Source organism: Streptomyces sp. JHA26, from assembly GCF_002005565.1.
In the GTDB taxonomy this organism is placed as follows: domain Bacteria; phylum Actinomycetota; class Actinomycetes; order Streptomycetales; family Streptomycetaceae; genus Streptomyces.
Window position 1 is genome coordinate 25,121 of the sequence record NZ_BDJC01000064.1, and the last position, 11,796, is coordinate 36,916.

Below are 11,796 nucleotides of genomic sequence, written 5' to 3' on the forward strand. Positions count from 1 at the left end.
GCGCCTGTCGTTTCCGGGCCCTGCCGGCCCCGGGGCACCACCACCCCACCCCGGCGAGGAGCCCCCGAGATGACCGTCACCACCGCAGACAGGACCGGCGCCCACACCACCGAGGCCGCCGACGTGATCACCGGCGCCCGTGAGCGCATCGACGCGCTCGACGACCGGATCATCGGGCTGATCCAGGAACGGATGGCCGTCTCCGCCGTCATCCAGGAGGCGCGGATCGCCTCCGGCGGCCGACGGGTGAACCTCTCCCGCGAGATGGACGTCCTCGGCCACTACAGGGACGCGCTGGGCAAGTCGGGCACGGCCCTGGCGATGACGCTCCTGGAGCTGTGCCGGGGTCGCATCTGAGTTCGGGCGCGCTCTCACCCGTACGGTGCGTGACCGCCGCGCGGAACGCTTCGTTGGTCCCGGTGTCCGTGCCAGCCAGGGGCGGATCCGAGAGAACCACGCGTGGCTCGCTGGGGCGATGAGACGTACGGATCGTGCCGTGCGTCGTGGGACCTCGCTCCAGGAAGTGACCGGACGGCAGGGGACAGCAGCCCGGTCACCCAAGAGAACGGCCGGCTCCGGGGACGCCCGGGGCCGGCCGACGGGAACCGCCCGGCCCCGGGGCGACCGTTCACAACTTCATGGCGAAGGGCCTCGCGGCCACAGTCCGCGGGGCCCTTCGCACGTGTGTGGCACAGGACACATAAGAATTCTGTGAGTCCGGAGACAACCATTCGCGGGACCCGCTGATCAAACACGTCGAACAGATGAACCAAGGGCCGTCCCGCGCCCCCTGCGCGGGGGTCTCCCCTGACCCGCCCCCGTACCGCACCCACGCGGTACGCCGGACATTCCGAGGTCTTCATGAAGCTTCGTCGCGCCATGGCAACAGCGGCTGCCACGGCGGTGATAGCCCCCTTGGCACTGCTCGCGACCCCCGCCGCCCACGCGACCACCGAGTCACCCTCCCCGTCCGCCTCCGCCGGCACGTCCACGGGCGAGGCGACGCCGGACGGCACGCAGAGCACGACGGCGACCGCGTCCCCGTCCGTCTCCGCGTCGGACGGCCCCACCGGCACCGGGCCGAGCGCGACGGGCACCGAGACCGCGAAGCCCGGCACGTCGCCGTCCGGCACCTCCACCTCCACCGCCACCCCCACGCCCACGTCGCCGGCGCCGAGCACCTCCGCTCCCGAGGGGACGCAGACCCCGGAGCCCGAGCCGTCCGAGTGCGAGGACGCCAAGGTCGACGTCGGCTTCACGGGCCTGCCCGGCGAGATCGCGGCGGGCAGCGGCTGGCACAAGTTCACGCTGAACGTGGTCAACAACTCCGATTCCACTCTCCAGGACCTGGCCTACCTGGCCGGCGTGTCTCCCGACGAGGACGGCTACGACCTGTTCAAGTCCAAGCAGGTCGGCCTGCAGGCCTGGAACCCCGACACCAAGGGGTGGGACGACCTCGACGAGTACGGTTACACCTTCGGCTGGGCCGGTTCCACCTCCGAGCTGAAGCCCGGCTACGAGGTCGACGTCCCGCTGCGCATCAACGTGAGGGCCGGCGCCCCGGCCGGCTCCGGCTTCACCCTGGGCGCCACCCTCTACGGTGACGCCGACGGCCGGTGCGCGGGCATCGGCGAGGCCGCGTACAAGTTCCGGATCGTGGCCGCCGGCACGGACACGGAAGGCACCGAGCCGCAGGAGGGTGGCAAGGCTCCCGTCACCGGCGAGAAGCCCGCCGCCACCACCCCGGAGGTCACCGGCAGCCTCGCCGAGACCGGTTCCAGCTCCGCGCTGCCGGTGATCGGCCTCGTCGGCGGTCTCGCCGTCCTCGTCGGTGGCGGTGCGGTGTTCGCCGTCCGTCGCCGCAAGGCCGGTGCCGACGCGTAGGCGTTGAGCCGCACGGCTCGACGCACGACGAGAAGGACCTGCGCTCGGAGGGGGGCGCAGGTCCTTCTCGTCTCCTTCTCGTCGTGCCGGACGCGACGGCTACTTCTTCGGCGGCACCGCCGGCATCCCGAGGAACGGCAGCCGCAGCGCGCCGAAGGCCTCCGCCGGGACCGCCGGGGACGCGGGCTCGACCGGGGCCAGGCGCTCGTACGCCGCGCCCTGTGCCGGACGCGGGTCCTCCTCGCCCTTGTTGGGCCAGTACGCCATCGCCCGTTCGGCCTGGGCCGTGATGGTCAGAGACGGGTTGACGCCCAGGTTGGCGGAGACCGCGGCGCCGTCGACGACGGAGATGCCGGGGTGGCCGTACAGCCGGTGGTAGGGGTCGATGACGCCGGTCTCGCGGGAGGCGCCGATCGGGCAGCCGCCGAGGAAGTGGGCGGTGAGCGGGGTGCCCATCAGCTCGCCGACGTTGGAGCCGGCGAAGCCGTTGATCTCCGCCGCGAGGGCCGAGGCGCCGTCCGACGCCGCCTTGATCTGCTTGGGGTTGGGCGAGCCGTGGCCCTGGCGGGCGGTGAGCAGGCCCTTGCCGACGCCCGCCGGTTTCAGGTACGTCGTCAGGGAGTTGTCCAGCGACTGCATCACCAGGCCGATGATGGTCCGCTCCGACCACTTGCGGTTGGACAGGGAGCGCAGCACCTGCAGCGGGTGCCGGGCCGCGTTGCCGAGGAAGCCCAGGACGCGTGACGCGCCCGAGGCGGTGGCGCCGGCGTACGGGACCTGGAGGATGGACAGGCTGCCCATCGAGTTGGAGCCCTTGCCGTAGCGGACGGGCTCGATGTGGGTGTTGGCGTCCGGGTGGATGGACGAGGTGATGGCGACGCCGCGCGTGAAGTCGGCCCGTGGCTCCCCGGTGGCCCTGCGGTAGCGCCGGTCGTCGGTCTGGGCGCCGACCAGGGCTTCGGAGTTGGTGCGGGTCAGCTCGCCGAGCCTGTCGGAGATGTAGGGCAGCTGGCGGTTCGCCTTCATGCGGTGCAGCAGGGTCTGGGTGCCGTAGGTGCCGGCGGCGAGGACGACGCGGCGGGCGGTGAAGGTGCGGCCCGCGCCCTTCTTCTTCCGGTCGGTGGGGAGCGTGGCCACCGCGAAGCCGCCGCGCGAGTCCTCGGTGACCGAGACGACCGTCGTCATCGGGTGCACGACGGCGCCCGCCTTCTCGGCGAGGTACAGGTAGTTCTCGTTGAGGGTGTTCTTCGCGCCGTGCCGGCAGCCGGTCATGCACTCGCCGCACTCGTTGCAGGCACTGCGGTCCGGGCCCGCGCCGCCGAAGTACGGGTCGGGCACCCGCTCGCCCGGCCTCGCCTTCGCCGTGCCGTCGGCGTCCTCGCCGTCGCCGAAGAAGACGCCGACCGGCGCCATGTGGAAGGTGTCGCCGACGCCCATCCGTTCGGCGGCGGCCTTCAGGTGCACGTCGGAGGGGGTCATCGTCGGGTTGAGGCGGACGCCGAGCATGCGGCGGGCCTGGTCGTAGTACGGCGACAGCTCCTCGTGCCAGTCGGTGATGTCCCGCCACTGGGGGTCGTCGAAGAAGGGCTTCGGCGGCACGTAGAGGGTGTTGGCGTAGTTGAGGGAGCCGCCGCCGACGCCGGCGCCCGCCAGGACCATGACGTTGCCGAGCAGGTGGATGCGCTGGATGCCGAAGAGGCCGAGGGCGGGCGCCCAGAGGTAGTTCCTCAGGTCCCAGGAGTTCTTGGGCAGCGACTCCCGGGTGAAGCGGCGGCCCGCCTCCAGGACGCCGACGCGGTAGCCCTTCTCGGTCAGGCGCAGGGCGGAAACCGATCCGCCGAATCCCGAGCCCACGACGACGACGTCGTAGTCGTACCCGTCCTCGTCCCGGGTCTGGACGGACTTCTCCTGCGACACGTGCTCTCCTCGTTGAGAACGGGTACGGGTTGGGGGGCGCTCAGCGGAAGCGGAAGGCCTTCATCAGCCGCAGGCTCCGGGTCATGAACGCCGCGTACTTCTCGTCGTCCATGCCGAGCGACGGCGCCATCGGCAGCAGCCGCTGGTGGGCGACGGTCTGGGCCTCGGTGTACTTGAGGATGCCCTCGGAGCCGTGCCGGCGGCCGAGGCCGGAGTCCTTCATGCCGCCCATCGGCGACTGGACGCTGCCGTAGGCGGGCGCGTAGCCCTCGTTGATGTTGACGGTGCCGGTGCGCAGCCGGGCGGCGACGTCCCGGCCGCGCCGGGCGTCCCTCGTCCATACCGACGAGTTCAGGCCGTACGGCGTGGAGTTGGCGTGCTCGACCGCCTCCTCCTCGGTCGTGAAGCGGTAGACGGAGACGACCGGGCCGAAGGTCTCCTCGGTGCACACGGTCATGGGGGCGGTGACGCCGTCCAGGATGGTCGGCTCGTAGAAGTACGGGCCGATGTCCGGGCGGGCCACCCCGCCGGCGACCAGCTTCGCGCCCCGGGCGAGCGCGTCCTCGACGTGCCTCTTGACGGTCTCCAGCTGCCGCTCCCCCACCAGTGAGCCCATGTCCGCGCCGTAGGCGAGGGAGGTGCCGAGCCGCATGGCCTTCGTGCGGGCGGCGAAGCGGTCCAGGAAGGCGTCGGCGATCGACTCGTGGACGTAGAGCCGCTCGATGGAGATGCACAGCTGGCCGGCGGAGGAGAAGCAGGCGCGGACGGCGCCCGCCGCGGCCTTCTCGACGTCGGCGTCCTGAAGGACCAGCATGGCGTTCTTGCCGCCGAGTTCGAGGGAGACGCCGACCAGGCGGGCGGCGGCGCCCTGGGCGACCTCGCGGCCGGTGCGGGTGGAGCCGGTGAAGGAGACGTAGTCGGCGTGGCGGACGATCTCGGGGCCGACGACCGGCCCCTCGCCGAGGACGACCTGGAAGACCTCGGCGGGCAGTCCGGCCTCGATGAGGAGGTCACGGGCCCACAGGGCGGTCAGGCAGGTCTCGGTGTCGGGCTTCATGACGACGGCGTTGCCCGCGACGAAGGCGGGGAGCGCGTCGCCGACGGAGAGTTCCAGCGGGTAGTTCCAGGGGGCGATCTGGCCGACGACCCCGCGCGGGTGGCGCAGTTCGGTGACCTTCGTCAGGGTCGGGACGGCGCCGGCGTGCCGCTTGGCCTTCAGGTAGGCGGCGGCGCGGCGGCCGTAGTGCCGGGCGGCGACGGCGACGGCCTGGACCTCCTCGTGGGCGTGCAGGCGGGCCTTGCCGGTCTCCAGCTGGATGAGGTCGAGGACCTCGGCCTGGCGCTGGAGGACCAGGTCGTGGAAGCGCAGCAGGACGGCGGCGCGCTGCCGCACCGGCGTCCGCGCCCACCCGGTCTGGGCGGCACGGGCCCGTTCGAAGGCGCCGGCCACGTCCTCGGGGGTCGACTCGGGCAGGTCGGCCAGCTTCTCGCCGGTGAACGGCGTGTGGTTGGCGGTCCGTCCGGAACCGGCGACGCCCTTGGTGAGCTGGGCGACCAGCTCGGGGGTCACCACGTCCGCCGCGGTGCGGGCGCCCGCGGGTGCGGGGGCCAGGGGGTTGGTGCGGGTGGTCTCCGGGGCCTGCGCTTCCGTCATGAGCCGCAGGGTATGACGCCGGACGGCCTTTGTGTACCCGTCGGTAACGGGGATTCACCGAGCGCTCACACACCGCCAGCGATCGCTGGCAACAAACGTGCTGATCAGGGCGTTGTGCGGCGGAGCGCTCACGTGCCGTCGATTTTCAGCTGGGCGACGGCCGTCTCGGCCACCTCACGCCCCCGCTCGGTGAAGTCGCCCTTGCCCGGATAGCTGACGGTCAGCTTGTACATGTCGCCGGCGGACGTCCTGTAGTAGAAGATCCGCAGTTCGCGGGGGCGGGGGTTCTGGCTGTCGGTGGTGGTGTAGACGACCGTGTTCTCGGCGGACTTCTCGCCGTGGTACGTGGTTTCCCGGGGGTCGGTCCTGGGGTTCTCGGGCATGGAGAGCTCGTACTCCCCGCTCTCCTTGAACTTCCCGTCGTCGTCGTACATCTCGGCCGCGGCGGACCCGGCGATGTCGCCCCCGGTGTCCTCTGCCTTCCTGTCCAGGGTCAGGCCGATCCAGATGCCGCCGCTCCAGTCGGTGTACGTGACCCAGTGCTCGCCGGCGTCGTCGGACACGGTCCGCTGGTAGCCCTCGGGCACGGCGAGAGTCGCGGCGAGCTGCTTCTCGTGCGGGGTCCTCCAGCCCTCGGGCAGCGGCCCCGCGAACGGGTCCGCGACCACCAGGTACCCCGCCACCGCCGCGGCGACGACGGCCGCGGTGAGGCCGGCCCACGCCTTGCGGCCGAGCCGGATCCCGCGGCCGCCCGGCGCGGGCACCCGCACCACCTGGACGGGCTGCGGCGCGGGCGGGTTCGCGGCGGCCTCCAGCAGGGCGCGCACCCGGGCGGCGTCCGGGCGGCGCGCCGGGTCCTTGTCCAGCAGACCCGTGATCACCTCGGCCAGCGGGCCCTGCGCGGAGGCGGGCGGCGCCGGCACGGCGTTGAGCACCGACTGGAGCGTGGCGGGGGTGTTGCTGCGGCGGAACGGCGAGACGCCCTCCGTCGCCGCGTACAGCACCACGCCCAGCGACCACAGGTCGCTCGCCGGCCCGGGGTGCTGTCCCAGCACCCGCTCGGGGGCGATGTACTCGGGCGAGCCGACGAAGCCGCCGGTGTCGGTCAGGTTGGTGTCGCCCTCGATCCGGGCGATGCCGAAGTCGGTGAGGACGACCCGGCCGTACCGGCCGAGCAGGACGTTGTCGGGCTTCACGTCCCGGTGCAGGACGCCCGCCGCGTGCGCGGCCTCCAGCGCGCCGAGGACCTCCAGGCCGATCCGGGCCGCCTCGCGCGCGTCCAGCGTGCCCTCCCGCAGCACGTCGCCCAGCGAGCGGCCCCGCACCAGCTCCATCACGATCCACGGCCGGCCGTCGACCACCGCCACGTCGTGCACCTCGACCACGGCCGGGTGGTCGAGCCGGGCCGCGGCGCGCGCCTCGCGGCGCATCCGCTCGAAGGCGTTGGCCCGCTCGCGCTCGGGAAGGTGGTCGGGGACGCGGGGCTCCTTGACGGCGACCTCGCGGTCCACGGTCTCGTCCCGCGCCCGCCACACGGTGCCCATGCCGCCGTGCCCGAGCCTGGCGACCAGCCGGTAGCGGCCCGCGATCAGCCGTCCGGCGCCCGGCTCCCGGGCGGGCGGCGCCGGCTCGGGCCCGGCGGGGGCCGGCGACCGCGGCGGTGCGTCCTGGTGGGGCACCGCGTACGGGTTGCCGGGGTGCGGCACGGCGGCGGGCGGATCCGGCGGCCGCAGGACGAAGCTCGTCGGCTCGTCGGGCCTGCTTCCGGTTCCCCCGTGGTTGCTCATGGACCATCCATATCGCGCCGGACGCGCCGGTTTCCACTGCCCGGGGACCGCGGTCACAGACCCGTGACGCGCCCTGACGCATATCCCCTATTCGGGGGTGTTCGCGGCCGCGGGGGTGGACGCCGGGCGGGTCACGGTGACCGTGGCGGTCGGCACCCCGGGGGACCCGCCGGGGGCGTCGGAGGAGGGTACGGACCCGGCCCCCGGGGACGAGGCGGACGGGGGCGCCGCCGGCGGTGTCCCGGGCACGGACGTCGTCGGCGTACCGCCCCCGCCGCCGTCGCCGCCGTCCGCGAGCAGCGCCGCCGCCGAGATGCCCGCGCCGGCCGCTGCGGCGACCAGGAGCACGGCCAGGAGCACGCCGCGCGTGGAGTACCGCGGCCGACCGGTGCGGGCCGACGCGGGCGTACGGCCCGTGGCGAGGAAGGCGCGCAGCATCCGTTCCGCCTCGGCGGCGTCCAGGCGGCGCCCGGGGTCGCGTTCCAGCAGGCCCCGCACGACGGGCAGGATCGGCGCGGCCTGCGCGGGCGGGCGGATCTCCTCGGTGACCACGGCGTGCAGGACGCCGCCCAGCGAGTCGCGGTGGAAGGGCGACGCGCCGCTGAGGACCGCGCACAGCAGCACGCCGAGCGACCACAGGTCGGACTCCGGTCCGGTCCCGGCGCCGGACATCCGTTCGGGGGCGGTGTACTCGGGCGAGCCGACGAAGGAGCCGGTCTCGGTGAGCGTGGTGGCGCCCGCGACCTGGGCGACGCCGAAGTCGGTGAGGACGACCCGGCCGTCCTCGGCGACCAGCACGTTGGACGGCTTCACGTCCCGGTGCAGGATCCCGGCCGCGTGCGCGGTGCGCAGGGCGCCGAGCAGGGCGACGCCGATCCGGGCGGCCTCGGGGGCGTCGACGGGGCCGTGGTCGCGGACGCGGTCGGCGAGCGAGCCCCCGTCGACGAACTCCATGACCATGTAGGCGCGTTCGTCGTCCTCCACGACGTCGTGGACGACGATGACGTGCGGATGCCGCAGCTGTGCGACCGCGCGGGCCTCCCGCAGGGTGCGCTCGCGGCGTCGCCGGGCCTCCGCCGCGGAGAGGGTCTCGTCGCGCGGGAGCGCCTTGACGGCCACCTGACGGCCGAGCAGCTGGTCGGTCGCCCGCCACACGATGCCCATGCCGCCGGCGCCGAGCCGCTCATGGAGACGGTAGCGGCCGGCGATGACACGCCCGCCGGACCCCTGGGTCACCATGCGTCCATGATGCCCCACGGAACGCATCGGCTCCGGACCGCCGGACGGCGGGTGGCCGACAACCGACGGGCGCCCCGGCGCCGTCGGCGGGGCCCGGGGCCGTCGACGGGGCCCGGCGCACGGGGGCGTCGGTCAGGCCGACTTCTCCTGCCAGCTCCGCAGCACGTACGCGAACTGTTCGCTCGTGGCCGCCCAGTCCTCGGCGGGGGCGGACATGTAGAGGGCGTACTCGACGCCGTCCCGGGACATGTACATCTCCTCGGCGGCGTGCCGCGGGCCGGGGAAGGGCGTGTCCTTCGCCAGCGCCGTCCAGGTGTACTCCCACCGGGCGCTGTCGCGGTCGCGGTACGTGGAGTGCTCCAGCGTCAGGCGCCGGTAGTCGACGAGCCGTTGGAGCTGCTGCTCCAGGTCGAGCTGGTGGGCGTACGGGTCGTCGAAGTCGGGCGCGGTGTCGACGGCTATGCGGACGAAGTGCTCGCCGCCGTCGGGGCTGTAGTCGACCTGCCGCAGATCACCGCTGCCCTCGAGCTCCTCCCGCTCCCAGCCCGGGGGCAGGGAGAGGCCGAAACCCAGCGGGTCGTCGTGACGCACCCAGTCGGCCGGGACGGACCCCGTGGTCCCCCCGTCCGCGGAGGGGGTGCCGGACGCGGACGGGGAAGGGGAACCGGAGGCGGACGGGGTGGGCGTCCGGGTGACGGCGGCCCCCCGGTCCGTCTCCCGCCCCTCGTCCGACGCCTGGAGCAGCACGGCGGTGCCGCCGCCGACCAGGGCGGCGGCGACCACCAGGGCGAGCACCCGCAGGCGGCGCCGGGGACGTGCGGGAGCACCGCCCGGGGGACCGGCGGGCGGATACCCCATGGCCGGCGTGCCGCCGCCCGGCACGGCGCCCGCCGTCGGGCCCGTCGCCCGGTGGCCCACGGCCGTCGGGCCGGTCACCGGCGGATACGGCGTCCGCCCGGCCGCGCCCGCCGGCCCCGGGTGGGCCGGGGCCGGCGCGTGCCCGGTGCCCGAGTACTGCGTCGGGACGTACGCCTGGGCCGCGTTCGGGCGCCGCCCCTCGGCCGCCTCGGCGAGCAGCTGCTCGGTCTCGGTCACGCCGGGCCGTCCGGCCGGGTCCTTGCGCAGCAGGGCACTGATGACGGGCGCGAGCGGGCCGGCGTTCAGGGGTTCGGAGGCCTCTTCCTCGACGACCGCCTGCATCGTGGACAGCGGCGAGGTGCGGCGGAACGGCGACCTGCCCTCCACCGCCGTGTACAGCGTCGCGCCGAGCGCCCACAGGTCGGAGGCGGGGCCGGGATCGTGGCCGCGCACCCGCTCCGGTGCCAGGTAGTCCACGGAGCCGACGACCTCACCGGTGCGGGTGATGGTGCTGTCGCCCTCGATCTGCGCGATGCCGAAGTCGGTGAGCAGCACCCGGCCGTCGTCGGCGAGCAGGACGTTGCCGGGCTTGACGTCGCGGTGCAGGACCCCGGCGGTGTGCGCGGCGCGCAGGGCGCGCAGCACCCACAGGCCGATGCGGGCCGCCTCCCGCGGCTCGACGTGCCCGTCGTCCTTGACCGCGTCGGCCAGTGAGCGGCCCTCGACCAGCTCCATCACGATCCACGGCCGGCCGTCGTGTTCGAGGACGTCGTGCACGGTGACGACGGCCGAGTGGTTGATCCGCGCCGCCGCGCGCGCCTCGCTCCGGGTCCGCGCCAGCAGGATGGCCTGGTCGCTCTCGGAGACGTAGTGCGCGGCGGTCAACTCCTTGACGGCGACGGCCCGGTGGAGCACCTCGTCGTGGGCGCGCCACACCCGCCCCATGCCGCCGCTGCCGATGGACTCGCCGAGCCGGTAACGGCCCGCGACGAGCCGGCCCTGCATCTGATTCACGTTGCCCCGCAATGGTCTTGTCAAGGTCAGACTAGGGACCGGGCCCCGTTCGGGGAACGGGTGGGGTGGCCTGAAAACCACTCTGTGACGGTTGTCGCTTCCTGCGCCGGGAAGCAACCACCGGGGCGTTCACCACGTCGGCCGGTGGACGCCCGTGCGGTTCCCGTCCGCCTGACGCTTCGTCAACCCGTGTACCGGTACGTCGCCGACGCCTGTTCGTACAGCCGGGTCACCTCGTCGCGCTCCGCCTCCGGGCCGCGCACCTGCACCACGTGGTAGCGCCCGTCGATCAGCATCGCGACGTTGCGCACGTACAGTTCGCCCCCGTCGGCGCCGGTCCAGGTGAACTGCCCCTCGGCCATGGTCCGTCCGCCCACCTCGATGGTCTTCAGCCCCCCGGCGGTGGCCCAGCTGGAGGCACGGTACGGCGCCAACTCGGGCTCGCTGTCGCGCTGGTAGGCCATCGGGTCGGTGCCGAACTCGCCCGAGTCGTCCCGGCCGGGGACGACGACGAGCTCGAAGTCGCCCTTGGCGTAGACGACCTGGCCGCTGCCGTTGCGCGGCGTGCGGGTCCAGCCCTCGGCGACGGCGACCCGGAAGCCCTCCGGGTCCTCGCGCAGCGCGAACCCGTCGGCGACGTCGGACCCGGTGGTCTGCGTCTCGGTGGACCCGGCCGACCCCGAGGGGCCGGATCCGCCCTCCGGCGACGGCGGTTCGGGCCGCGGTTCGCCGCCGGACTCGGGGGACCGCTCGGACGGCGCCCGGCTCGCCTCGGCGGCGGCGCCCGTCCGTTCGGGGGCGCCGGCGTCGCCGGTGTCGTCCTTCGGCATGAAGAACAGGGCGTACGCGACCGCCCCGGCCAGGGCGAGCAGGATCAGCAGGAGCAGTGTCCGGCCGAGGCTGCGCGGTGAACGGTCCGGCTCCGGCCGGCCCCTCTTGTGCCGTCCGTGGTGGGCGGGCAGCCCGGCGCGCCGCCGGCGCACCAGCTCGCCCCGGCGGCGCACGATGGGCAGCCTGCCGGCGTCGACGGGCGGGGCCGCGACGACGTGCAGTCCGGCCTCCGGCTCGGGTGCCGAACGCACCAGGGAGCGCAGCCAGCCGCCCAGTTCCTCGAAGTCGATGCGCTCGGTGGGGTCCTGACGCAGCAACGACTCCACGACCGGCCGCAGCGGCCCGCACTCCTCGGCGAACGCCGGCGGCTCCGCGCACACGATCTGCACCAGCTCGGCGGTCGACTCCTCCGGGTAGGGCGCGTGCCCCTGCACGGCGCGGAAGAGCAGCGCGCCCAGCGCCCAGAGGTCGGTGGCGGGGCCGATGGGCGCGGCCAGCTGCCAGTTCTCGTGCACCGGCCCGGCCTGTTCCGGGGCCCAGCGCTCGGTCACGGGCCCGACCACGGCCATCCGGGCCTGCCGTGCCCGTTCGGCGGCGAGTGCGGTGCCCGGC

At 74.2% G+C, this 11,796-nt stretch carries 7 protein-coding genes and 1 pseudogene; 2 read left to right on the plus strand and 6 right to left on the minus strand.

Annotated features, from left to right (window positions below):
• The first annotated feature begins 69 nt into the window (after nucleotides 1–69).
• Together JHAT_RS28670 and JHAT_RS28680 are read left to right on the plus strand one after the other, a co-directional pair.
• Nucleotides 70–357: a chorismate mutase gene (locus tag JHAT_RS28670; protein ID WP_077801186.1), complete on the plus strand. Its 288-nt coding sequence runs from the start codon at nucleotides 70–72 to the stop codon at nucleotides 355–357.
• Nucleotides 358–879: 522 nt separating this feature from the next.
• A complete protein-coding gene (locus tag JHAT_RS28680; RefSeq protein WP_253195640.1) occupies nucleotides 880–1,884 on the plus strand; it encodes an LAETG motif-containing sortase-dependent surface protein in 1,005 nt (334 codons plus the stop codon).
• Between the two features lie 99 nt (nucleotides 1,885–1,983).
• Here the strand turns inward: JHAT_RS28680 and JHAT_RS28685 are convergent, their stop codons facing one another.
• From JHAT_RS28685 to JHAT_RS28710, 6 genes and pseudogenes are all read right to left on the minus strand, one after another.
• Complete coding sequence (locus tag JHAT_RS28685) at nucleotides 1,984–3,801, minus strand: GMC family oxidoreductase (RefSeq protein ID WP_077801189.1); 1,818 nt, start codon at nucleotides 3,799–3,801, stop codon at nucleotides 1,984–1,986.
• A 40-nt stretch (nucleotides 3,802–3,841) separates the two neighbouring features.
• The gene (locus tag JHAT_RS28690) at nucleotides 3,842–5,455 is read right to left on the minus strand and encodes a succinic semialdehyde dehydrogenase (protein ID WP_077801190.1); all 1,614 of its coding nucleotides are present in this window, start codon (nucleotides 5,453–5,455) and stop codon (nucleotides 3,842–3,844) included.
• Nucleotides 5,456–5,583: 128 nt separating this feature from the next.
• Nucleotides 5,584–7,242, minus strand: a complete 1,659-nt coding sequence (locus JHAT_RS28695) for a serine/threonine-protein kinase (RefSeq protein WP_171991103.1) — start codon at nucleotides 7,240–7,242, stop codon at nucleotides 5,584–5,586.
• Between the two features lie 87 nt (nucleotides 7,243–7,329).
• Nucleotides 7,330–8,481 carry a serine/threonine-protein kinase gene (locus JHAT_RS28700; protein ID WP_171991104.1) on the minus strand — a complete coding sequence of 384 codons (1,152 nt, stop codon included), beginning with the start codon at nucleotides 8,479–8,481 and terminating at the stop codon, nucleotides 7,330–7,332.
• 132 nt (nucleotides 8,482–8,613) lie between these two features.
• Nucleotides 8,614–10,344 carry a serine/threonine-protein kinase gene (locus JHAT_RS28705; protein ID WP_171991105.1) on the minus strand — a complete coding sequence of 577 codons (1,731 nt, stop codon included), beginning with the start codon at nucleotides 10,342–10,344 and terminating at the stop codon, nucleotides 8,614–8,616.
• Between the two features lie 191 nt (nucleotides 10,345–10,535).
• Nucleotides 10,536–11,796: pseudogene (locus JHAT_RS28710) on the minus strand (serine/threonine protein kinase); the annotation flags it as partial.